Source organism: Pseudomonas sp. MYb2 (genome assembly GCF_002979955.1).
Classification (GTDB): domain Bacteria; phylum Pseudomonadota; class Gammaproteobacteria; order Pseudomonadales; family Pseudomonadaceae; genus Aquipseudomonas.
Genome location: NZ_PCQC01000007.1, coordinates 226,642 through 249,450 on the forward strand (window position 1 = coordinate 226,642; position 22,809 = coordinate 249,450).

Annotated in this window: 24 protein-coding genes; 12 read left to right on the forward strand and 12 right to left on the reverse strand. The window is 59.5% G+C overall.

Features of this window, described 5'->3' with window-relative positions; translation table 11 throughout:
* The first annotated feature begins 12 nt into the window (after positions 1 to 12).
* From CQ009_RS14500 to CQ009_RS14510, 3 genes are all read left to right on the forward strand, one after another.
* Positions 13 to 1,332 carry an MFS transporter gene (locus CQ009_RS14500; RefSeq protein WP_064391862.1) on the forward strand — a complete coding sequence of 440 codons (1,320 nt, stop codon included), beginning with the start codon at positions 13 to 15 and terminating at the stop codon, positions 1,330 to 1,332.
* A gap of 382 nt (positions 1,333 to 1,714) precedes the next feature.
* A complete protein-coding gene (locus CQ009_RS14505; protein WP_064391864.1) occupies positions 1,715 to 1,948 on the forward strand; it encodes a hypothetical protein in 234 nt (77 codons plus the stop codon).
* Positions 1,949 to 2,208: 260 nt separating this feature from the next.
* On the forward strand, positions 2,209 to 2,838 hold the full coding sequence (locus CQ009_RS14510; RefSeq protein ID WP_064391867.1) for a flavin reductase family protein: 630 nt from the start codon (positions 2,209 to 2,211) through the stop codon (positions 2,836 to 2,838).
* 5 nt (positions 2,839 to 2,843) lie between these two features.
* Here the strand turns inward: CQ009_RS14510 and CQ009_RS14515 are convergent, their stop codons facing one another.
* On the reverse strand, positions 2,844 to 3,086 hold the full coding sequence (locus CQ009_RS14515; RefSeq protein ID WP_016985292.1) for a hypothetical protein: 243 nt from the start codon (positions 3,084 to 3,086) through the stop codon (positions 2,844 to 2,846).
* 43 nt (positions 3,087 to 3,129) lie between these two features.
* A complete protein-coding gene (locus CQ009_RS14520) occupies positions 3,130 to 3,483 on the reverse strand; it encodes a putative quinol monooxygenase (protein ID WP_064391869.1) in 354 nt (117 codons plus the stop codon).
* Between the two features lie 368 nt (positions 3,484 to 3,851).
* Between CQ009_RS14520 and CQ009_RS14530 the strand changes: the two genes are divergently transcribed.
* Entirely contained in the window at positions 3,852 to 4,781 is a 930-nt protein-coding gene (locus tag CQ009_RS14530) for an AraC family transcriptional regulator (protein ID WP_105707071.1), read from the forward strand.
* A 150-nt stretch (positions 4,782 to 4,931) separates the two neighbouring features.
* Here CQ009_RS14530 and CQ009_RS14535 read toward each other — a convergent pair whose 3' ends face one another.
* Together CQ009_RS14535 and CQ009_RS14540 are read right to left on the reverse strand one after the other, a co-directional pair.
* Positions 4,932 to 6,380, reverse strand: coding sequence for an aldehyde dehydrogenase family protein (locus CQ009_RS14535; RefSeq protein ID WP_177430997.1), 1,449 nt, complete (start codon positions 6,378 to 6,380; stop codon positions 4,932 to 4,934).
* Positions 6,380 to 8,017, reverse strand: coding sequence for a 5-guanidino-2-oxopentanoate decarboxylase (locus CQ009_RS14540; protein WP_105707073.1), 1,638 nt, complete (start codon positions 8,015 to 8,017; stop codon positions 6,380 to 6,382). Before CQ009_RS14540 ends, CQ009_RS14535 begins: the two co-directional genes overlap by 1 nt.
* 229 nt (positions 8,018 to 8,246) lie before the next feature.
* Between CQ009_RS14540 and CQ009_RS14545 the strand changes: the two genes are divergently transcribed.
* On the forward strand, positions 8,247 to 9,128 hold the full coding sequence (locus tag CQ009_RS14545) for a LysR substrate-binding domain-containing protein (protein WP_105707075.1): 882 nt from the start codon (positions 8,247 to 8,249) through the stop codon (positions 9,126 to 9,128).
* A 195-nt stretch (positions 9,129 to 9,323) separates the two neighbouring features.
* Here the strand turns inward: CQ009_RS14545 and CQ009_RS14550 are convergent, their stop codons facing one another.
* Both CQ009_RS14550 and CQ009_RS14555 read right to left on the reverse strand, forming a co-directional pair.
* A complete protein-coding gene (locus CQ009_RS14550; protein ID WP_105707078.1) occupies positions 9,324 to 9,938 on the reverse strand; it encodes an NAD(P)-dependent oxidoreductase in 615 nt (204 codons plus the stop codon).
* Between the two features lie 45 nt (positions 9,939 to 9,983).
* Positions 9,984 to 10,862, reverse strand: a complete 879-nt coding sequence (locus tag CQ009_RS14555) for an MBL fold metallo-hydrolase (protein WP_105707080.1) — start codon at positions 10,860 to 10,862, stop codon at positions 9,984 to 9,986.
* Between the two features lie 113 nt (positions 10,863 to 10,975).
* Between CQ009_RS14555 and CQ009_RS14560 the strand changes: the two genes are divergently transcribed.
* Both CQ009_RS14560 and CQ009_RS30080 read left to right on the forward strand, forming a co-directional pair.
* Entirely contained in the window at positions 10,976 to 11,881 is a 906-nt protein-coding gene (locus CQ009_RS14560; protein WP_218275797.1) for a LysR family transcriptional regulator, read from the forward strand.
* Between the two features lie 129 nt (positions 11,882 to 12,010).
* On the forward strand, positions 12,011 to 12,187 hold the full coding sequence (locus CQ009_RS30080; protein WP_008085463.1) for a hypothetical protein: 177 nt from the start codon (positions 12,011 to 12,013) through the stop codon (positions 12,185 to 12,187).
* 113 nt (positions 12,188 to 12,300) lie between these two features.
* On the opposite strand, the gene CQ009_RS14570 is transcribed toward CQ009_RS30080, so the two are convergent.
* Complete coding sequence (locus CQ009_RS14570; protein ID WP_064391883.1) at positions 12,301 to 13,185, reverse strand: helix-turn-helix domain-containing protein; 885 nt, start codon at positions 13,183 to 13,185, stop codon at positions 12,301 to 12,303.
* 176 nt (positions 13,186 to 13,361) lie between these two features.
* Here CQ009_RS14570 and pobA point away from each other — a divergent pair, with 176 nt between their 5' ends.
* Together pobA and CQ009_RS14580 are read left to right on the forward strand one after the other, a co-directional pair.
* The gene (pobA, locus tag CQ009_RS14575) at positions 13,362 to 14,555 is read left to right on the forward strand and encodes a 4-hydroxybenzoate 3-monooxygenase (RefSeq protein WP_105707084.1); all 1,194 of its coding nucleotides are present in this window, start codon (positions 13,362 to 13,364) and stop codon (positions 14,553 to 14,555) included.
* Between the two features lie 79 nt (positions 14,556 to 14,634).
* A complete protein-coding gene (locus CQ009_RS14580; RefSeq protein ID WP_105707086.1) occupies positions 14,635 to 16,152 on the forward strand; it encodes an MDR family MFS transporter in 1,518 nt (505 codons plus the stop codon).
* Between the two features lie 133 nt (positions 16,153 to 16,285).
* On the opposite strand, the gene CQ009_RS14585 is transcribed toward CQ009_RS14580, so the two are convergent.
* From CQ009_RS14585 to CQ009_RS14600, 4 genes are all read right to left on the reverse strand, one after another.
* Positions 16,286 to 17,128: a cache domain-containing protein gene (locus CQ009_RS14585; RefSeq protein ID WP_105707088.1), complete on the reverse strand. Its 843-nt coding sequence runs from the start codon at positions 17,126 to 17,128 to the stop codon at positions 16,286 to 16,288.
* Positions 17,129 to 17,258: 130 nt separating this feature from the next.
* Positions 17,259 to 18,116, reverse strand: coding sequence for an ATPase (locus CQ009_RS14590; RefSeq protein WP_064391890.1), 858 nt, complete (start codon positions 18,114 to 18,116; stop codon positions 17,259 to 17,261).
* A 126-nt stretch (positions 18,117 to 18,242) separates the two neighbouring features.
* The gene (locus CQ009_RS14595; RefSeq protein ID WP_064391892.1) at positions 18,243 to 19,235 is read right to left on the reverse strand and encodes an NAD(P)-dependent oxidoreductase; all 993 of its coding nucleotides are present in this window, start codon (positions 19,233 to 19,235) and stop codon (positions 18,243 to 18,245) included.
* Between the two features lie 94 nt (positions 19,236 to 19,329).
* Positions 19,330 to 20,229, reverse strand: coding sequence for a LysR family transcriptional regulator ArgP (locus tag CQ009_RS14600; protein WP_064391895.1), 900 nt, complete (start codon positions 20,227 to 20,229; stop codon positions 19,330 to 19,332).
* A gap of 96 nt (positions 20,230 to 20,325) precedes the next feature.
* Between CQ009_RS14600 and CQ009_RS14605 the strand changes: the two genes are divergently transcribed.
* The 3 genes from CQ009_RS14605 (at position 20,326) to CQ009_RS14615 (ending at position 22,372) form a co-directional block, all read left to right on the forward strand.
* Positions 20,326 to 20,727 (forward strand): ACT domain-containing protein, encoded by a 402-nt coding sequence (locus CQ009_RS14605; protein ID WP_105707090.1) that lies wholly within the window; start codon positions 20,326 to 20,328, stop codon positions 20,725 to 20,727.
* 5 nt (positions 20,728 to 20,732) lie between these two features.
* Positions 20,733 to 21,335 (forward strand): LysE/ArgO family amino acid transporter, encoded by a 603-nt coding sequence (locus tag CQ009_RS14610; RefSeq protein ID WP_064391898.1) that lies wholly within the window; start codon positions 20,733 to 20,735, stop codon positions 21,333 to 21,335.
* A gap of 440 nt (positions 21,336 to 21,775) precedes the next feature.
* Positions 21,776 to 22,372 (forward strand): superoxide dismutase, encoded by a 597-nt coding sequence (locus CQ009_RS14615; RefSeq protein ID WP_007918933.1) that lies wholly within the window; start codon positions 21,776 to 21,778, stop codon positions 22,370 to 22,372.
* Here CQ009_RS14615 and CQ009_RS14620 read toward each other — a convergent pair.
* On the reverse strand, positions 22,362 to 22,724 hold the full coding sequence (locus CQ009_RS14620; RefSeq protein WP_105707092.1) for a hypothetical protein: 363 nt from the start codon (positions 22,722 to 22,724) through the stop codon (positions 22,362 to 22,364). The two genes, CQ009_RS14615 and CQ009_RS14620, sit on opposite strands and share 11 nt — an antisense overlap.
* Between the last annotated feature and the right edge of the window lie 85 nt (positions 22,725 to 22,809).

Genomic DNA, 22,809 nt, shown 5'->3' on the forward strand with positions numbered 1-22,809 from the left:
AAGGATCCTTCAATGGATAACTCCAACGCCCTGCCTCTTGGGTCGGCTGCCGCGCCCGCCAAAGAAAGAACCACCGCCAGCCGGATCAAATCGATCTTCAGCGGTTCCGTCGGCAACATGGTCGAGTGGTACGACTGGTACGTGTATGCCGCCTTCTCGCTGTACTTCGCCAAGACCTTTTTCCCCGCCGGCTCCTCCACCGCACAATTGATGAACACTGCCGCGATCTTCGCCGTGGGCTTTCTGATGCGTCCGATCGGTGGCTGGCTGATGGGTCTGTACGCCGACAAGGTCGGACGCAAGAAAGCCCTGATGGCCTCGGTCTACCTGATGTGCTTCGGCTCGCTTTTGATCGCCCTCAGCCCGAACTACGAAACCATCGGCATCGGCGCGCCGATCCTGCTGGTGTTTGCGCGACTGCTGCAAGGCCTGTCGGTGGGTGGCGAATACGGCACCTCGGCGACCTATCTCTCGGAGATGGCGACCAAGGAACGTCGCGGCTTCTTCTCCAGCTTCCAGTACGTGACGCTGATTTCCGGTCAGCTCATCGCGCTGGGCGTACTGATCGTCCTGCAAAACGTGCTGACCACCGAACAGCTGTACGCGTGGGGCTGGCGTATTCCGTTCGCCATCGGCGCACTGTGCGCAGTGGTTGCGTTGTACCTGCGTCGCGGCATGGAAGAAACCGAGTCGTTCACCAAGAAGGAGAAGTCCAAGGAAAGCGCGATGCGCACCTTGATGCGCCATCCGAAAGAGCTGTTGACCGTGGTCGGCCTGACCATGGGCGGCACCCTGGCGTTCTACACCTACACCACTTACATGCAGAAGTATCTGGTGAACACCGTCGGCATGAGCATCTCCGACTCGACCACCATTTCCGCCGCCACGCTGTTCCTGTTCATGTGCCTGCAGCCGATCATCGGCGGCCTCTCGGACAAGATCGGCCGTCGTCCGATCCTGATCGCCTTCGGCGTGCTGGGGACGATCTTCACCGTGCCGATCCTGATGACCCTGCACACCATTCAAACCTGGTGGGGCGCGTTCTTCCTGATCATGGCGGCGCTGATCATCGTCAGCGGCTACACCTCGATCAACGCCGTGGTGAAAGCCGAGTTGTTCCCGACTGAAATCCGCGCCCTGGGCGTCGGTCTGCCGTATGCATTGACCGTATCGATCTTCGGCGGCACCGCTGAATACATCGCGCTGTGGTTCAAGAGCATCGGCATGGAAACCGGTTACTACTGGTATGTGACGGCGTGCATCGCGGTGTCGCTGCTGGTGTATGTGACCATGAAGGACACCCAGAAGCATTCGCGTATCGTCACTGACTGATCGTGATTTCACAGCCACTGCAACGGTGGCTGTTCTGGCCTCATCGCGAGCAGGCTCACTCCTACATTTGAAATGCGTTCCCCTGTAGGAGTGAGCCTGCTCGCGATTGCGGTCGCCGCATTATTCAGCCCTGCATGAAAAACCCGTCACCCACGCCAACTCGTGATTAATCGCGAATTAATGCTGGCGAAGCATCCTGCCCCTACCTGATCGATAACCTGCGCGACGTTCGCTGCGACGACCAAAGCGATTTAAACACGCCGCCCTTAATATCAAGTTAATCGATTGTTTTTAGCATTAATTTGCGCTTTTTAATCAATTTAGTTGGCGTAGCATGAAACCCATGCAAGACATACCCGCCAACGAATCTGGAGTAACCGACATGAAAACCAAACTGATCATCGCCCTGACCTTGTCCGTACTGGCCGCCAACACCTTCGCCGCCGACGGTTCGGACAGAACCAAATCCGCCGACTTCATCAACGGCGCCAGCGCTGCTATCGAAACCAGCCACACCGGCACTTACGCTGCTGATGGTTTTGATAAAACCAATCTGGGTAAAACGGTCGCTGCTGACGGCTTCGATAAAACCGGCACTGCTGCTGCCATCAGCTAACACAGCGCAGTTCCTCCACAGCCCGGCCTTGGCCGGGCTTAGTCATTTCTGGGGGATGAAGATTTCTTAGTTCCACACAACCCCCTTGTAGGAGTGAGCCTGCTCGCGATAGCGGTGGGGCAGTCAAACTTCTATCAACTGACACACCGCTATCGCGAGCAGGCTCACTCCTACACGGGGTTTTGCGTCTGGCTGGAAATATGCGGGGCGTCCTTGCACTATGGCTGCATCCGAAACGCAGCCTCAGGAATTCACCCACCATGCCCGATGACATCCACTTCTACGAACCCGCCAACGGCCACGGCCTGCCCCACGATCCGTTCAACGCGATCGTCGGCCCGCGTCCCATCGGCTGGATTTCCTCGCAGGATGCCAATGGCCAGTTGAACCTGGCGCCGTACAGCTTCTTCAACGCCTTCAACTACATTCCGCCGATCATTGGTTTTTCCAGCGTCGGACGCAAAGACAGCCTGAACAACATCGAGCAGACCGGTGAGTTCGTCTGGAACCTCGCTACCCGCCCGCTGGCCGAGCAGATGAACCAGAGCTGCGCGATGGTTGCGCCCGAGGTCAACGAGTTTGAATTGGCAGGGTTGACGACCGTGGCGTCAAAAGTGATTTCGGTGCCACGGGTCGCCGAAAGCCCGGTGTCCTTCGAATGCAAGGTCACCCAGATCATTCAGTTGCAGCGTGCCGATGGCGAAACCGTGCCGAGCTGGCTGATCCTCGGCGAAGTGGTCGCCGTGCATATCGCCAAGTGGCTGTTGAAGGACGGCATCTACGACACCGCCGCAGCAGAACCGATTCTGCGCGGCGGCGGGCCGGCGGATTACTTCCAGTTGGGGCCTGAGGCCCTGTTCAAGATGTGGCGTCCGGGCGCCAACCAGTAACGCGTCTACCAGATCAACTCGGCGTCGTCAGTGACGCCTTTGAGGTTATCCAGCTCATTGATGGCGGCCTCGTCGGCGGCAATGGCGCCGGGGAAGACCTGATCATTCAGCAGTTTATGAAAGCGTGGTGCACCGCCATCGACCAGGGCCTTGACCGCGATTGCCGCGTGATAGCCCTTGTTGCCGCCCAATTCGACGGGGACGACTGCGGAGACTGCTTCGAAGTGTTCGAACTCTTTACGTGCCATGTCACACATCCCGGCTCAGACAAATAAGCCGGACATTAAACCCTCAACCGACGAGTTTGTGTACCGGCGCCGGACATTGACCGAGGGCTTGCGCCGCCGACACGTCCTTGAAGGTATGGAAGTCGAGGCTGTTGACCACCAGCTCCTGCACCAGCTCGGCGAAGATTTGCATCGACGGGCTGTTGAAATAGTTGGTCATCATTTGCTGACTGCTCCAGAACCCGCAGACCAGCCACAACTGGGGATCACACTGTGAATGCTGCAAGGCAAAGCTCAGGCAACCGGGGGCGGCGCGGGATGGCTCGATCAACGCGCTCAGGCGCACACCGAGTTCCGCCGAACGCCCGGCGCGCGCTCGAACGAAGGCCATATGACTGACGGGAATCTGCTTGGACATGTTCAACCCTCCCAGGGAGTCGCGTGGCAGCCGGGGGCGGGCTGCGACAGGATCAAAGGTTAAGGGCCACGCCCCAGACGCCGTTAGTCGATTCCTGCCGCCGTGTTGCACAATCCTGCGAAACTTGTCTGAACCTGAGTTCACACACATCCCCTGTAGGAGCTGCCGCAGGCTGCGATCTTTTGACCTTAAAGACAACAATCAAAAGATCGCAGCCTTCGGCAGCTCCTACAGTCCGGCGTCGCGTCGGTGTTGAGCAATAGCGCTGTGCAGAATCAGGCAAGCATTTCGCAGGATGTGTCTACCGCTGGCGCTTGCACAAACATATGCTCTGCTCCATTCCACCTCCCCTGCCGAGGATGCCGTGCATGACGTCATTCGATCGTTTTCAAGCCGAACCCAGCGCTGACATGGAAAAACAGCGTGCGGAACTGGCGGCGATCATCCGCCGCAACACCACCGACGATGGCAGCTACGAGACCGCCATCGGTTCGCTGTACATGTCGCGGCACACAAAATCCCACGACTTTGCCCCGGTGCTCGCACAACCGGCGCTGTGCATCATGGCGCAGGGACGTAAAGAGGTGCGCCTGGCGGACGAGTTCTTCAATTACGACCCGTTGAATTACCTGGTGGTGTCGGTTTCGATGCCGCTGAGCGGGCGCGTGGTCAATGTCTCGCCCGAGGATCCGATCCTCGCCGTGCGCCTGGATATCGACCCGACAGAAATCACCGCACTGATCGCCGACGCCGGCCCGATGGGCGTACCCACCCGACCGACCGGGCGTGGTTTGTATGTCGAGCAGATCGACAGTTCGATGCTTGATGCGGTGCTGCGTCTGGCACGTTTGCTCGATTCACCGAAAGACATCGCCATGCTCGCACCGCTGATTCGCCGGGAGATTCTTTATCGCCTGTTGCGCAGCCCGCAGGGCCATCGTTTGTATGAAATCGCGATTGCCAACAGTCAGAGCCATCGCATCAGCCAGGCGATCAAATGGTTGAACGGCAACTTTGAACAGCCATTGCGCATTGATGATCTGGCCAAGGAAGTGAACCTCAGCGTCTCGACCTTGCATCACCGCTTCAAAGCGATGACGGCGATGAGCCCGTTGCAGTATCAGAAGCAGCTGCGTTTGCAGGAGGCGCGGCGGTTGATGCTGGCCGAAGGGCTGGAGGCTTCGGCGGCGGGATATCGGGTGGGGTATGAAAGTCCATCGCAGTTCAGCCGCGAGTACAGCCGCTTGTTTGGTGCGCCGCCGTTGCGGGATCTGGCGCGGTTGCGGCTTTCGGTCTGATTCGGAAGCTACGGTGTGGCGGCTGGCCTCATCGCGGGCAAGCCCGCTCCCACAGGAATCAATGCCGTGCATAAATTTTGTGTACAACCATAAACCTGTGGGAGCGGGCTTGCCCGCGATGAGGCCAGGCCAGCCAATACGCCTCTGTGATCAGGCTGCCCGAATCACATGCTTGATTTCCTGAAACGCGGCTAGGCCCCATGGCCCCAATTCGCGGCCAACGCTGCTCTGCTTGTACCCACCCCACGCCGCCTGCGGGAAAATTACTTGCGGCGCATTGATCCACACCATCCCCGCCTGCAAGGCATTGGCCACGCGGTCCGCCGCTGCGGCATCGTTCGTCACCACACTGGCTACCAAACCAAACGGCGTGTCATTGGCCAGCGCAACCGCCTCGGCTTCACTGCTGAAACTGCGCACGCACAGCACCGGCCCAAAAATTTCTTCACACCACAGCGCGCTGTCCAGCGGCACATCGGTAAACACTGTCGGCTGCAAGAAATAGCCGCGCGGCAGGTCCGCCGGACGATTGCCGCCGCAGATCAATCGCGCACCCGCGCTCAAGCCACGATCGATATGCCCAAGCACTCGCTGATACTGCGCCTGATTGACCAGCGCGCCCATTTCCACCTCTGCATCGAACGGATCGGCCACACGAATGGCCTGCGCACGTTTCTGCAAACGAGTCAGGAATTGCTCCTCCAGTTCCTCAGCAACCAGCACGCGACTGGTGGCCGAACACATCTGCCCGGCGTTGAAAAACGCACCGCCACAGGCCAGTTCAACCGCCAAGTCGATATCAGCATCCGCCAACACCAGCAGCGAGGATTTGCCGCCCAGTTCCAGGCTGACACCCTTCACCGTTTCCGCCGCACGCTGCATCACTTGCACGCCGACCGCATTGCTGCCGGTAAAGGAAATCTTGGCAATGCGCGGATCCGCCGACAACGGCGCACCGACTGCCAAACCCGTGCCGCAAACCAGATTGAACACGCCATTCGGCAGCCCCGACTCCGCGATGATCGCCGCCAGTTCCAGCTCCGGCAGCGGCGTCACTTCCGAAGGCTTGAGCACCACGCAGCAACCGGCCGCCAGCGCAGGTGCAAGCTTCCATGCCGTGGTGACCATCGGGAAATTCCACGGCACGATCAACCCGACCACACCACACGGCTCGCGACGCAGGCGTGCGCTGAAATCATCGCTGGGCAGCGGCACGTCGCTGTCCTGTTTTGCGTCGAGGCCTTCGGCGAGTTCGGCGTAATACTCGAACGTGGCGATCACGTCATCGACGTCGATGGCCGCTTCGAACTGCGGTTTGCCGTTGTTGCTCGATTGCAGGTTCATCAAGTGCTCGCGACCATTGCGCACACCGTTGGCGATGTTGCGCAGGATCGCGCCACGCTCGGCCCCAGTGGTTTGCGACCAGCTCTTGAACGCTTCGCTGGCAGCGGCGACGGCTTGATCGACCGCGTGCTCGCCACCGCCATTGACCGTGGTCAGCAGCGCTTCGGTGGCCGGGTTGATCACCCGCAGATGTTCGCGGCCGGCGGACCATTGGCCGTTGATGTAGAGACCATCAAGTGTGGTTGGGAAACTGATCATTGCGCCACCGCCTTCATCCATTGGGTCTGATCGATTTCAATCAGGGTCGGACCCTGACGATCGCTTGCACTACGCAACGCGCTGCGCAATTGTTCGATGCTGCTGATCGCTTCGGCCGCGCAGCCGAGCCCCTTGGCCACAGCGACGAAATCCGGGGTGTAGATGTCCACGCCGACGGGCTCGATGGCGCGGTTGACCATGTACTTTTTGATCTCTTCGTAGCCCTGGTTATTCCACAACAGGACGATCACCGGCACCCGTGCTTCGACGGCGCTGGCCAGTTCCGGCAGGGTGAATTGCAGGCCGCCATCGCCGATCAGGCACACCACCGGAGGGCGCGCACCTTGGTCGAGTTGGCCGCCGAGCCAGGCGCCAATCGCCGCCGGCAAGGCATAGCCGAGAGTGCCGTAACCGGTCGATGCATTGAACCAGCGGCGCGGGTGATCCGGGTTGAACGTGAGGTTGCCGGTGTACACCGGTTGCGTCGAGTCGCCGACGAACACCGCGTTCGGTAATTCATCGAGCACGGTGTCGAGGAAACGCGTTTGCGCGAGGGTCGGCGCATCCCAGCTCGCGGCCAGTTCAGCGCGCAGCTTGCCGGCACGGGCGTGGCCCCAATCGCTGCTGCGCTCGTCGAGTTTTTCCTGCGACAGCGCGTTCAGCAAGGCTTGCGCAGCGTTGCGCGCATCGGCCACCAGCGCCACATGTGGCGGATAATTGCGCACGGTCTGATCGGCGTCGATATCGATGCGCAGCAGTTTGCCGGGGATCTCGAAACCACCGGCGAAGGTGACGTCGTAATCGGTCTCGGCCAGTTCGGTGCCGATGGCCAATACCACGTCAGCATCGGCGACCAGCGCGCGGGTGGCGACCAGCGTCTGGGTCGAACCGATCAGCAGCGGATGATTGCCCGGCAGCATGCCTTTGGCATTGATCGTCAGCGCTACCGGCGCGTCGAGCAACTCGGCAAGTCGGGTCAGTTCCGGCGCTGCGTCGATGGCCCCGCCACCGGCGAGAATCAGCGGGCGCTTGGCCCCGGCAAGCCAATCGCTCATGCGTTTGACCGCACTTGGCGCCGCACCGGCGCGGTCGATATTGACCGGCACGCTGGCAAGCAGGTCATCGGCGTTTTCGACCAGTACGTCCAACGGAATTTCGATGTGCACCGGACGTGGACGGCCAGCCTGGAACAACGCAAACGCACGCGCCAGCACCACCGGCAATTCAGCGGCGGACATCAAGGTGTGCGAGAACGCCGCAACACCGGAAACCAATGCGCTCTGGTTCGGCAATTCATGCAGCTTGCCGCGCCCGCCGCCCAACTGACTGCGCGATTGCACACTGGAGATCACCAGCATCGGGATCGAATCGGCGTACGCCTGGCCCATGGCGGTGGTGATGTTGGTCATGCCCGGGCCGGTGATGATGAAACACACGCCCGGTTTGCCAGCGGTGCGCGCGTAGCCGTCGGCCATGAAACCGGCGCCCTGCTCATGCCGAGGCGTGACGTGGCGAATGCTCGAACGCGCCAGCCCGCGATACAGCTCCACGGTGTGCACCCCGGGAATGCCGAACACCTGCTCGACCCCATAACCTTCGAGTAACTTGACCAGTACTTCGCCACACGTCGCCATGTCGATTGCCCTTCTTGTTCGCTGAAGACACAAGGCTCCTATGCAGGAGTGAGCCTGCTCGCGATGGCGTCTTCTCATTCACCATTGCGGTGACTGATTCACCGCTATCGCGATCAGGCTCACTCCTACATAAAGGCCCTTCATGGCTTCATTGAACGGTCGGCAGGTAGCCGCAACAATCGATTAAAAGTCATACTAGCCATGTCCTCACGTCATACCTTGGATCCCCATGAAGCGCCTGCCTCCCCTGCCCGCCCTGCACACCTTTCTGATCACGGCGCAGTGCTGCAACTTCACCCGCGCCGCCGAGCAGTTGCACATCACCCAAGGCGCGGTGAGCCGGCAGATCGCCGGGCTGGAAGCGCATCTCGGTTATCCGCTGTTCATCCGAATGGCCCGTGGCCTGGCGCTGACCGCCGAGGGACGGGAATGGCTACCGCGTGTGGAAAAAATCTTCGGCCTGATCGGCGAAGCGACCGAGCAGATCGGCCTGCAGCGTGAAACCCTGCAACTCAAAGCGCCGAGCTGCGTGATGCGCTGGCTGCTGCCGCGCCTGCTGCAATGGCAGAAAGAACGCCCGGACGTGCCGGTGAAACTCACCGCTTCGCTGCAACACGGCGTGGATTTTCAGCGCGAACAGTTCGATGCGGCGGTGATCTACGGCGCGCCACCCGATAACTCGCCGGGCGCCTTGCACCTGTTCGACGAGCAACTGACGCCGGTCTGCTCGCCGCTGCTGCTCAAGGGTTCGCCAGCGCTGAATTCACCGACAGATCTGCAACAGCATCTGTTGTTGCACCCCACTCACGATATTCAGGATTGGTCGGTGTGGCTCAACGCCGCTGAGCTGCGGCTGAACAACATCGGCAGCGGCCAGCATTTCGAAACGCTGGATCAGGCGATGTCGATGGCGTCCCACGGAACGGGGGTGGCGATCGGCGATTGGTCGTTGATTGGTGATGACCTGCGTGCGGGGCGGCTGGTGATGCCGTTTGATTTGAAGGTGAAGACGGGGCTGGCGTATTACGTGGTGTTGCCTGCGGGAACCGAGCCTTCGCCGCAGCTGGAAGAATTGATGATCTGGTTGGTTGAGCAGGCACATTTGCGGTGAGGCCTTTCCCCTCACCCTAGCCCTCTCCCAGAGGGAGAGGGGACTGACCGGGGGATATTGAAGAGGTTCAGCGACCTGAACGATTGCCTTTGAATCCATAATCGACTGGATTTTTCATGTCGATGTACAGCGCCAGACACCTCGGTCGGCTCCCTCTCCTTCGGGAGAGGGCTGGGGTGAGGGGCGAGGTTTCACTCAATACCCAACAGTAAACCGCTGACGCGAATGCTTCGGCGTTTCCACTTCGTCGATCAACGCAATCGCGTAATCGGCAAAGGTAATCCAGCTACGCCCTTCAGCGCTCACCAGCAAGTGATCCTGGCCGACACGAAACTTGCCACTGCGCTCCCCTTCAACAAACTCTGCCGACGGCGACAGAAAGGTCCAGTCCAGATCCTGCTCCTGACGCAACGCCTCAAGAAACGCCGCACCCGCACTGGCTTCAGCTTTGTACTCCGCCGGGAAACCCGCACTGTCGATCACTCGCGTATCGTCCGGCAGCAACAGCGAACCGGCACCGCCGACCACCAGCAAACGCTTCACCCCGGCCTGCTTCACCGGCCCGACAATCGCCGCCGCTGGCACGGTGGCGAAATGCGCGGCGGTGATCACCACATCGTGACCGGCCACCGCGTCTTGCAATTCGGCCGAATCCAGCACATCGACATTCTTGCTGACCACACCGGCACGCGCGCCGATCTTTGAGGTGTCGCGGGCAATAGCGGTAACGCTATGACCACGACGCAGAGCGTCTTCCAGCAACTGGCTACCGGCACGACCGGTGGCCCCAATGATTGCGATCTTGCTCATGACATTCTCCAGTTGGCTTGAGAGTGCTGCGATTTCAGGTTCGGCTTACCACTGCATTTCGCCCTTGGCGACTTTCGCGCTCAGTTCCAGCGAGCTTTCCTCACCCAGTTTCGGGTAGCGTTTTTTCATCGCTGCAATCAGTGCGGCAGAGTCTTCGGCCTTGGCGGTTTCAGCGTCGAACGTCTTAATGTAGTCGGCGGTGAATTTCACGCTGGCCAGCGAACGGCTGCTGTTGCCGAGGTAATGACCTGGCACCACGGTGTTCGGCTTCAGGGTTTTGATCGAGTGCAGGGTTTGCAGCCAGTCGGCGTGGGATTGCGCGGTTTGGGTGTCGGCCATCCACACATGGATGTTCTCGGCGACCACCACACCACCGACCACGGCTTTGAGCGAAGGAATCCATACGAAACTGCGATCCGGTTGCTTGCCGTCAAGGCCGACCACCTGCAATTTCTGCCCTTCGAGCATCAGGCTGTCGCCCTTGAGCACACCCGGCACGATGGTCTTTGCTGGTACGTCGGCGCCCATTTTCGGGCCCCAGAAAGCCAGTTTGCCGGCGACGGTTTTGTTGATGTGATCGACCGTTGGCTGCGAGGCCAGCACCTTGGCGTCAGGAAACGCCTGGGTCAGGGTGTCGAGGCCGAAGTAGTAGTCCGGGTCACCATGGCTGATGTAAATGGTGGTCAGGTGCTTGCCGCTGGTGCGGATCTTTTCCACGACTTGCTCGGCCTGGGATTTGCCGAATTGCGCATCGACGAGGATTGCGTCCTTCTCGCCGCTGACCAGCACCGACGTGACCGGGAATATCGCATCAGTGCCAGGGTTGTAGACATCGAGGGTCAGGTTGGCTGCGGCGGCATGTGCTGCAAAACCCAGTGCAGTGCTGGCGAGTAAAACGCGTTTGATCAAGGTGAAGCCGATCATCTGTTGCTCCGGTGTCCGAATGCCTGCTTGGCGATGGAACAGAGCTTAGTTGCCTGGCTCGGTACAAAAAATGCGATGCTTGAACATAGTTTGTTTCTGAAAGCGGGCAAATCATGGATCGTCTCCAAGCAATGCGGGTCTTTGTCACCGTGATGGATCTGGGCAGCCAGTCAGCCGCAGCGGATCACCTGGACCTGTCGCGACCGGTGGTTTCGCGTTATCTGGCGGAGCTGGAAGACTGGGTCGGCGCGCGGTTGATGCACCGCACCACGCGTAAATTGAGCCTGACCGCCGCCGGCAGTGAAATTCTCCCGCGCTGCCGGCAGATGATCGAACTGTCGAGCGACATGCAGGCTGCCGTCAGCGAACCCCACGATACGCCGCGCGGCCTTCTGCGCATCAGCGTCAGCACCTCGTTCGGTCAGGCACAATTGGCCGATGCAATGGCCGCGTATGTAAAACGCTATCCGGGGGTGAGCATCGATATGCAAATGCTCGATCGCACGGTGAACCTGGTGGATGAACGCATCGATCTGGCGATTCGCACCAGCAATGATCTCGATCCAAACCTGATCGCCCGGCGCCTGACCGTTTGTCGCTCAGTTGTCTGCGCTGCCCCGGCTTATCTGCAAGAACAGCCGATGCCTTTACGGGCAGAAGATCTGAGCCGGCACAACTGTCTGACTCACTCGTATTTCGGCAAAAGCCTGTGGCATTTCGAAGAGGGTGGCGAACCGGTTTCGGTGCCGGTGCAGGGCAACATCAGCGCCAACGAAGCCAGCACGTTGTTGCGTGCAACGCTGGCTGGCGCCGGGGTGGCAATGCTGCCGACCTATCAGGCCGGGGTGCATATTCACAGCGGTGAACTGGTGCGCCTGCTACCCCATGCCGAGCCGCGGCAGTTGAACATCTACGCGGTCTACGCCTCGCGCAAACACATGCCGGCGGCGCTGCGCAGCATGCTGGATTTTCTGGTAGAGCGCTTTCCTGAAAATCCGCAATGGGACGTGGGATTTTAAAAGTCAAAAGATCGCAGCCTTTGGCAGCTCCTACATGGATCGGTGTAGGAGCTGCCGAAGGCTGCGATCTTTTGATCTTGTTCTATGCTGAAAGTAATACCGCAGGGTATGCGTTCAGAGGTCTACGCCATGAACATCAAAACAAGAAGGTACTTCGCGATTTTCATCACCTGCGCCGCCACGCTGGCGCTGTACGGCACCGCTGCCTGGCGGGTCGAACAACTGCGACAGCTGCCCCGCGAATACGCGAGCTGCAATTTCGAGCGCTGCATTCCGCATAACGCCACGCTTAACGCGTTGCGCTGACCTTGCAGGAGTGAGCCTGCTCGCGATAGCGGTGTGTCAGTCAGATAGATTTTGACTGATACACCGCTATCGCGAGCAGGCTCACTCCTACAGGGGGCTGCGGTGTTAATGGACTACTGTTCGGCCTTGAGGCGGTCGCGGAACGCCTTTGGCGATATCCCCACCCGGCGCCGAAACAGGCGCGTGAAGTTGGTCGGATCGGAAAATCCCAACAACTCCGACATCTCGTAAATGGTCATGCTGGTGTAGGTCAGCAAACGCTTGGCTTCCAGTAACTGACGTTCATGCATGATCTGCAACGCCGGCTGCCCCGCCAGTTCACGGCACGTGCCGTTGAGGTGCGATACCGAAATGCCCAGGCGATGCGCCAGATCCTCGACCTTCACATGCTGGCGATAAGTCTCTTCTACCAACTGTATAAAACCGTTGAGGTATTCGCGCTGGCGCTGCGGGCGCTGACTGGCCTTGTGGCGCACGATGGCTTGGCGACTGACCCAGACCATGATCACGCTGACCAGCGAATGCATGAGCATTTCCCGCGCCGGTTGATGGCCGTTGTATTCAGCCTGCAACGCCATGAACAGACTGTTCAGATAATCGCCGTCCTGTCCGGCCGGGTAACTTTCCGCGCAGGCCAGTGCCTGCACCGATTCGCCCAATTGCGCCTGCAAGTGGCTGATCAGCGGCGTGGCGAGGGTAACGATAAAGCCTTCAACGTCTTCGGAAAAACGAAAGCCATGCACCGACAACGGCGGCAGGACTTGAATCGCGGGTGTTTGGAGTTGCGTGCGCTGACCTTCGATCTCAAGCTCTGCCTGACCTTTGAAGACGAAGAGCAACTGGCACAAATCAGCGTGGCGGTGGGGTTTGATTTCCCATTGATGTTCGCGGCTGCGTGAGGAAATGGTTTCACAGTGCAGCAAGTCAGGGGTCGGCCAGTCCAGGCTTTCACCGTAGAGCTTGAACACCGGAATCGAGGACAGCTCAGGCTTGTTCATCACTTCAATCCAGCCTCGGGGTTGTGGGGCGATAATCGCACCGATTGGCAGAATGTACAGGTATCGGCTCAGTTTTCACCTTCAATTGACAGACCCGCGAGGGAAAAATGCAAGCACTCGATCCATAAAAACATTCGCCGGCATTTGCCGCGTGAAGCTTGCGAGTCATAAAAACAATGAAAACGCTGAAAACCCAAGTCGTCATCATCGGCGCCGGTCCGTCCGGTCTACTGCTCGGCCAGTTACTGCACAACGCCGGCATCGACACCCTCATCCTCGAACGTCAAACCCCTGACTATGTGCTCGGGCGCATCCGTGCCGGCGTGCTTGAACAAGGCATGGTAGAGCTGTTGCGTCAGGCTGGCGTGAGTCAGCGCATGGACGCCGAAGGGCTGGTGCATGGCGGTTTCGATCTGGCGCTGAACGGACGTCAGGTGCACATCGACCTTCACGGGCTGACCGGCGGCAAGACCGTGATGATCTACGGCCAGACCGAAGTCACCCGCGACCTGATGGCCGCTCGTCGGGAGGCCGGAGCAACAACGATTTATTCAGCGAGCAATGTCGTTCCTCATGGCATGAAAAGCGACGAAGTTTTTGTCACCTTCGAAAAGGACGGCGAAACATGGCGCGTCGATTGCGACTACATCGCCGGGTGCGACGGTTTCCACGGCGTCGCTCGACAGTCGATTCCGGCCGATTGTCTGAAAGTGTTCGAGCGGGTGTATCCGTTTGGCTGGCTGGGCATTCTCGCCGATACGCCGCCGGTGCATGAGGAGCTGGTCTACGCCCGACATGAGCGCGGCTTTGCCTTGTGCAGCATGCGTTCGGCGACGCGCACCCGCTATTACCTGCAAGTGCCGGCGGATGAAAACGTCGATGACTGGAGCGATCAGCGTTTCTGGGACGAGCTGAAAAACCGCCTGCCTGCGCAGCTTGCGGAAAAATTGGTCACCGGGCCATCGATCGAAAAAAGCATCGCGCCGCTGCGCAGTTTTGTCGTCGAGCCGATGCAGTACGGGCGGATGTTTCTGGTTGGCGACGCCGCGCACATCGTGCCGCCCACCGGCGCCAAGGGGTTGAATCTGGCCGCGAGTGACGTCAGCACGCTGTTCAATATTCTGTTGAAGGTCTACCGCGACGGTCGCACCGACCTGTTGGATAAATACTCGGAAATCTGCCTGCGCCGGGTGTGGAAAGCCGAGCGCTTTTCCTGGTGGATGACCTCGATGCTGCACCGCTTCGACGATCACGATGCGTTCAGCCAGCGCATCAGCGCCTCGGAACTGGACTATTTTGTCAGTTCAGAAGCGGGGCGAAAAACCATTGCAGAAAATTACGTCGGACTTCCTTATGAGGCTATCGAATAGCCTGCTACCGACTTACACTGGCGAGCATCCCCGCTCGCCAGACGATCTGCGGGACTCTCACTGCCCGCAGGTTTTGCCCGTGACCAATCTCAATCACCCCGAAACGCCCAAACCGGCCATTCGCAGCGTGCTGGTCGCGCTGATGATGGCGATCTTTCTCGGTGCGCTGGATCAGACCATCGTCGCCGTGTCGATGCCGGCCATTTCCGCCCAGTTCAAGGATGTCAGCCTGCTGGCCTGGGTGATTTCCGGGTACATGGTGGCGATGACCGTGGCCGTGCCGATCTACGGCAAGCTCGGCGACTTGTACGGACGGCGCAAACTTATGCTGTTCGGCATGGGCCTGTTCACCCTCGCTTCGCTGTTCTGCGGCATGGCGCAAAGCATGGAGCAACTGGTGCTGGCGCGGATCCTTCAGGGCATCGGCGCTGGCGGGATGATTTCGGTAAGCCAGGCGATCATTGGCGACATCGTTCCGCCGCGTGAACGCGGCCGTTATCAGGGTTACTTCAGCAGCATGTACGCGGTGGCCAGCGTCGCCGGCCCGGTGCTGGGTGGTTACATGACCGAATACCTGTCGTGGCGCTGGGTGTTTCTGATCAACCTGCCACTGGGTCTCGGTGCCTGGTGGGTGGCGCGGCGCAATCTGCGCGGGCTGCCGATTCCGCAACGCAAACCGATCATCGACTACCTCGGCACGCTGTTGATGATCATCGGCCTGACCGCGCTGCTCTTGGGCATTACTCAAGTCGGCCAAGGCCATTCCTGGCGCAGCAGCGAAGTGCTCGGCTTGTTCGCTTGCGCGGTGGTGGTGCTGGCGGTGTTTGTCTGGCATGAGCGTCGGGCACGGGAACCATTGCTGCCGATGCATCTGTTCGCCAACCGCAATGCGTTGTTGTGCTGGTGCACGATTTTCTTCACCAGTTTCCAGGCGATTTCGCTGATCGTGCTGATGCCGCTGCGCTTTCAGACGGTCACCGGTGCCGGCGCCGACAGCGCAGCGTTGCACTTGCTGCCATTGGCCATGGGCCTGCCGATTGGCGCATTTTTCGCCGGCCGGCGCACGTCGATCACCGGGCGTTACAAGCCACAAATCCTGACTGGCGCGGTGCTGATGCCGATCTCGATTCTCGGCATGGCCTTCAGCCCGCCAGAAGCGACATTGCTCAGCGGTTTGTTCATGTTGCTCTGCGGTATTTCCAGCGGCATGCAGTTCCCGACCTCACTGGTCGGCACACAGAACTCGGTGGAGCAACGCGACATCGGCGTGGCCACCAGCACCACCAACCTGTTCCGCTCACTGGGCGGCGCGGTGGGCGTGGCGTTGATGTCGGCGCTGCTGCTGGCGCTGCTGCAGGATTCGAATTTCGCCCATCTGGCGAGCAGTTCGCTGATGAGCGAAGGGCATAGCGGCAATGTGTTGCTCGATGGTCTGAACGCGGCACCGGGGGATGCGCAAAACGCCTTGCGCGCGGAGTTGCTGGTCACGTTCCGGCATTTGTTGTGGGTAAGCGCGGCGGTGTCGTTGCTCGGGTTGGCGGCGGCAATTGCGATGCCGAACAACTTGCTGCGCGGGCGTGAGCACGGCGCCAAATAATCCTTTCACACGATCGTTCCCACGCTCGGCGTGGGAATGCAGCCCGGGACGCTCTGCGTCCCATCCAAAGCCGAACGCAGAGCGTCCATTGAGGCGTTCCCACGCGGAGCGTGGGAACGATCAGCGCTGGGATTCAAGGACTGTAGTAACCCACCGCCACAAGGAAATGCCCGACCTTCTTCAAGTAGGCATGTTTGTCTTCGACCTTGCCGGTCACGGGGTTCTTCCAGCGGTATTCATATTCACCCTCATCCTGCTTGCCGATAAGCGCCAGAATCGGCTCACCCACCGGTTTGCCTTCCGGGTCACTGATCTTGCCGAAGTCGGTATTGATCAGGCGCAGGTTGGTACCGTGGGCGACGTAGCGCTGGGTGTTCAGGTCGACCACGAATACATACAAGTCGTCCTGCAGGTAGCCACCCTTGAGCGAATTGATCGCCGTGAGCGTGCCTTTCTCGTCTTTGCCCAGATCAGCCGACGCCTTATCCAGCAGGGTTTTGGCCTGCTCGGCCGAAGCCCGCGGCAAGTAGTAACCGACCGCCAGAATGCGCTGACCGATGCGCTGATAGAACACGTGCTTGCGCTCGACCTTGCCATCGGCCCAGTTCTGCCAACGGTATTCAGCCTGCTGAATACCGTTGCCTTCCGGCACCATCAAGGCTTGCTTGAACGCTTTCTGCAAATCCGGCCCGAGCACTTCGCTGACATCGCGGCCAATCAGGGCCGAAGAAGGCCCACCGCTGGCGAGCATCACACCTTTGGTGTCGACCACGAACACATAACGATCCTTGTCGACAAATTCGCCCTGGCGGCTGAAGGCGGCAAATGCCTTGTCGCCGTTGTCGTGGTAATAGGCCAGCGCTTTTTCCAGCAGGGCGATGGCGGCCTGGCTGTCGTCTTTGGTGGCGGCGCTGGCCTGGCCGAGGCTGGCCAATAACAGCAAACAGAGACAGGCGAATTTATGCACAAACCCCATGACGCATCCCTCGTTCTTGTTGGTGTTTCAAGAGCGTAGACGGCTTGGGCTGATGCATGGATATTCAGAGGGTTTCTGAAAGTGTCGGGAGTTGCGGTGGCGAGGAATCCTTCACCACCGCTGCCGACGTTCAGGGACGCGCGTTGATTTGCTGCTGCAGGTTCTGGATCTGCGCCTGCAAGGTGTTGAGGTTGCGAGTCATCTGAGCGCGAAACGCATCAAACTCAGCAGTATTGGTGGCGCCCCCCTGAGGCGTTGCCGGACGATTGTCCTGCTGGCTTTTGAGGACAACGATGTCCTGCTCCAGACGGTCGATGGCCGCGCCTGGATTGCCCTGTTTTTTCAGTGCGGCAATGTCAGCGCCGAGGCTCTTGAATTGCGCGTCGAAAGCCTTGAGCTGGGCGTCGACCTTACTGGTATCGGCCGGGGTGCTTTTCACCGTCGCCAGCTCTGCGGTCAAGGCTTTGACCTGCGCCTGCAACTGGGTATTGGCGTTCTGCTGCTCGGTGGTCTGCGCGCTCATCTGTGCAAGACGCTTGTCGAGATCGCTGGCCTGACCGGCCACGCCCTGCTGCTCCTTGCTCTGATCGAGCAACTTGCCTTCAAGTTGTTTGATCTGCAGCTTCAAGGCTTCGCTGTCGCTGGTTACATTGCTCTGACTGGCCACCACCTTGCCGGAAATATCCTGCAGGCGTCCGGCCGCCTCTTCGCTGATGCGGGCAAAACTTTCCTGGGTCGCAACCAGTTGCTGCTCCATCAGTGAAATCTGCTGGAAACTCCACCATGCCAGGCCGATAAAGGCGAAAAACAAGGCACCGACCAGTGCCCACAATGGCCCGGTGCTCGCCGCCTTGACCTTGACCACAGGCGGTGTACGCGAATGCACGGAAGTGCGCGCGGTGGTCGGAATGTCATCGTCGTCGAAGGTATCGGCACGCAGGCTCGGGACATCATCGAAATCGTCGTGGGCATCATTACGCATGGACATTGAGGCAACCTTTGTGAAACGCGGTAATGGCTAAATGCTGCGAAGTATAACCGGCGCAGCCGCAGGCATTGACCCTCAACCTGCGGTGCGGTTCATTGCCGGCTGGCCGATTCGTTTCAACGAGTTTCAGTGAATCTCCTGCGCTTTCCACCAGGCGCAGAACTCATCCAGCGCCGACCACAGGCTGACTTTCGGATCGTAGTCCAGATAATGCCGGGCGCGACTGATGTCGAGGGTGAAATTTTTTTTCATCACCTGCATGCCCAGGCGCGACAGCGTAGGTTCCGGCCGGCCCGGCCAGAGTTTGCATACACCTTCGTTGAGCGCCGCGACACTGTAGGCCAGACCATAGGAACGGTACTTGGTGACCTGTGGGACTTCCATCCTGCGCATCACGTAATTGACCACATCCCACAGCGGCACCGGCGCACCGTTGCTGATGTTGTAGGCCTTGCCCAACGCGGAGCCGGCGGCCAGCAGACTGCTGAGCATGGCTTCGTTGAGGTTCTGCACGCTGGTGAAATCGACCTTGTTGAGGCCATTGCCGATGATCGCCAGACGGCCCTTGCGCTGCATCCTGAGCAGACGCGGGAAGATGCTCATGTCACCGGCACCGGTGACGAAGCGCGGGCGCAGGGCGATGGTTTCAAGACCGAACTCCTGCGCGCCGAAGACCTTTTGCTCAGCCAGGTATTTGGTCGCAGCATAGTGATGTTTGAAGCGCTTGGGCACTTGCTCTTCGGTCAGGCCCAAATGATCGCGGCCGTCAAAGTAGATCGATGGCGACGAAAGATGCACCAAGCGGCGGACGCGCTGCTTGAGGCAGGCTTCAACGACGTTTTCGGTGACCTGCACGTTGCCCTGAAGAAAGTCCTGATAACGGCCCCACAGTCCGACGGCACCAGCGCAATGCACCACGGCTTCGACGTCGGAACACAGTTCGCGCACTAAATCAGGATCGGTCAGATCGCCAGGTACAAACTCGGCACCCCGGCGCACCAGATGCTCGACGCTTTCGGCCCGGCGACCGTTGACCCGCACATCCAGGCCCTGCTCCAGGGCGAAACGCGCAAAGCGTCCGCCAATGAAGCCGCTTGCGCCGGTGACCAGAATTTTCATGTAAAGCTCCAATGAAACCAGCTGCGAGCTTCAAGCTTCGAGCTGCAAGTTTAAAACGGTGAGCGGCGCTAGACTTGCCGCTGCAGCTTGACGCTCATGGCTGTTTCCAAGGCACCAGCCATTGCGCTGAAGCGCGCACCAATTGCTCGGTCAGCAAGCCCAGCAACTGACCGCCATTGCGCCAATGATGCCAGTACAACGGCACATCGATCGGTTTATCTGGCAACAGTTCGCGCAATTCGCCGCGTTGCAACTGCTCGCGCACTTGCAGTTCCGGTACCAGGCCCCAGCCGAGTCCGGCTTCGGTCAGGCGGATAAAACCTTCCGAGGACGGGCATAAATGGTGTTCGAAACCACCATCGACCCCTAGCGATGCGAGGTAGCGATGCTGGAGGAAGTCGTCCGGGCCGAACACCAGCGCCGGGGTGCGCGGCAACTGCTCGGCACGCACGCCATTCGGGAAATGCCGTTCGATGAATACCGGGCTGGCCAGTGCGCGATAACGCATCGCGCCGAGCAGCACACTGCGCGCGCCGGCCACCGGTCGTTCACTGGCACAAAGGCACGCGGCCACTTCTCCTGCGCGCATGCGTTTGAGGCCGACGGTCTGGTCTTCGACGATCAGATCGAGCAACAAATGTTGTTCGGCGCAGAAGTCGCCCACCGCTTGTGCCCACCATGTGGCGAGGCTGTCAGCGTTAAGCGCAATGCGCAGGCGCTCCGGCAAACCCTCTTCATCCAGGGCTGGGACCAGGGTCTGCAAGTCGCGCTCAAGCAAACGCACCTGCTGCACGTGGTTAAGCAGCCGCCGGCCAATCTCGGTTGGCGACGGCGGCGTACCGCGCACCAGCACCGGTTGGCCGACCCGTGCTTCGAGCAGTTTGATCCGCTGCGAAATCGCTGATTGCGACAAACCCAGCACCTGCGCGGCCCGCTCGAATCCGGCCTGCTCGACCACGGCGGCCAGAGCGGAAAGCAATTTGTAGTCGAACATCAGTTTTCCTAATGAGCGATCAGCACTATTGGTTTTTCTTATACAGGTTTCGATCGGAGAATAGCCAGCAAGCACTCTTTCTCAAGGAACACTGCAATGGCTGGCGAAACCTCACTCACGACCCTGTTGCGCAGCATGAGCCCACAACTCAACGCCGGCGAATACGTGTTCTGCACCCTGCCCGTCGGCCAATTGCCGAGCGGTGTGCAAATCATCGGCAGCTTCCGCGAAGAGGAAGGCTTGACGGTGATTCTCGAACGTTCCGACGCCGAACAGGCCGGTTTCAGCTTCGACTACGTGGCCGCGTGGATCACCCTCAACGTGCATTCGGCGCTGGAAGCCGTTGGCCTCACCGCCGCCTTCGCCACGGCATTGGGCAGGGCCGGGATCAGTTGCAACGTGATTGCCGGTTACTACCACGATCATTTGTTCGTCGGACAGGCCGATGCCGAACGCGCCATGCAAGTGCTGCGCGATCTGGCAGCCAACGCGGAGTAATTCTTATGTGGCAAAGCTATGTGAACGGCTTGCTGGTCGCGTTCGGGCTGATCATGGCGATCGGCACGCAGAACGCCTTTGTATTGGCACAGAGCCTGCGCCGTGAACACCATTTGCCGGTAGCGGCGCTATGCGTGGTGTGCGATGCGCTGCTGGTCGCCGCTGGCGTGTTCGGGCTGGCGACGATCCTGGCGCAGAACCCGACGTTACTGGCGGTTGCCCGCTGGGGCGGCGCGACATTTTTGATCTGGTACGGCAGCCAGGCGCTGCGCCGAGCTTGTTCGAAACAAAGCATGGGTCAAGGTGAAAACCAGACCGTGCGCTCGCTGCGCGCGGTGATGCTCAGTGCTCTGGCAGTGACACTGCTCAACCCGCACGTTTATCTGGATACGGTGTTGCTCATCGGTTCGCTCGGCGCGCAGCAATCGGTACCGGGCGCTTATGTGGTCGGTGCTGCGAGTGCTTCGCTGTTGTGGTTTTTCACCTTGGCGTTGGGCGCTGCCTGGTTGGCGCCGTGGCTGGCACGGCCAAGTACCTGGCGGATCCTTGATCTGGTGGTGGCGTTGATGATGTTCACGGTCGCGGGGCAGTTGATAATCGCGAGCTGATTTATTCCAAACAGCTAAGGGGATGCCCTCACTAAATGACGGTCGCGCCGCCGCCCCGTAAAGCGCAAGACTAGGCGTGAGGAGCGTGGTTTGGCGGGCCAAATGAGCGACGAACAACGACGGATTGCGCTTTACGGGGCGGCGGCCCTTCGGGTTGGAGCTGTGATCGTGCCAAGCGGCGTTGCAGGACTCGAAGAGGCAAAAAGCATCCTCTTCGTCCCGCGCCTTGCTTGGCACGATCACAGTTCCAACGCGATCCGTCATTTAGTGAGGGCATCCCCTTGAACCTCTATCCCACACAGTTGTTGCGTGGTTATGGCGCAACCCCGGTGCTATGATCGAAACCCTGCGCCGCAAAGAGTAAAAACTCGCCGGTGCATTTCTGGCCGCCCGTGATCGGCCTTGCGCTCACCGCAACAGACCTGATTAGGAGAATCATCATGGCTTTCGAATTGCCGCCGCTGCCTTACGCACACGATGCCCTGCAGCCGCACATTTCCAAGGAAACCCTGGAATACCACCACGACAAGCACCACAACACCTATGTCGTGAACCTGAACAACCTGGTGCCAGGCACCGAGTTCGAAGGCAAGACCCTGGAAGAAATCGTCAAGACTTCCTCGGGCGGTATCTTCAACAACGCCGCTCAGGTCTGGAACCACACCTTCTATTGGAACTGCCTGGCGCCAAACGCCGGCGGTCAACCAACCGGCGCGCTGGCTGAAGCCATCAACGCAGCGTTCGGTTCGTTCGACAAGTTCAAGGAAGAGTTCAGCAAAACCTCGATCGGCACCTTCGGTTCCGGCTGGGGCTGGCTGGTGAAAAAGGCTGACGGTTCCCTGGCTCTGGCCAGCACCATCGGCGCCGGCAACCCGCTGACCAGCGGCGACACCCCGCTGCTGACCTGCGACGTCTGGGAACACGCTTACTACATCGACTACCGCAACGTTCGTCCTAAGTATGTCGAAGCGTTCTGGAACCTGGTCAACTGGAAGTTCGTCGCTGAGCAGTTCGAAGGCAAAACCTTCACCGCTTAAGCTGCGCGCCAGTCAAAAAACCCGGCTTTTGCCGGGTTTTTTTATGCCTGTGATTTATACGCACGGACGAAACCTGCGAACACTCAACGCTTTTGACTTCCTGTAGGAGCTGCCGAAGGCTGCGATCTTTGACGTATTCAAGTACGCCGAAGATCAAAAGATCGCAGCCTTCGGCAGCTCCTACATTGGGGTCGGTTTTTTCCCACTGCTTTGGCTTGCTGCCGCCGTACAGAGGGCTAACATCAAAACAGCGGAAAAAATGCTGCGAACCGCTCAAGTTGAGGGGCGAAACTACCGACATAGTACAAATTAGGGCTAATACTCCAGACAGCAGCATTTCGGCCAGGGCCACAGGCAAATTATCCTGGGCCTGATTGTCCCTTTGACTGCCAACTCGGGATTGCCAATACTCATGGCAAACTGACGCTACCCGCACG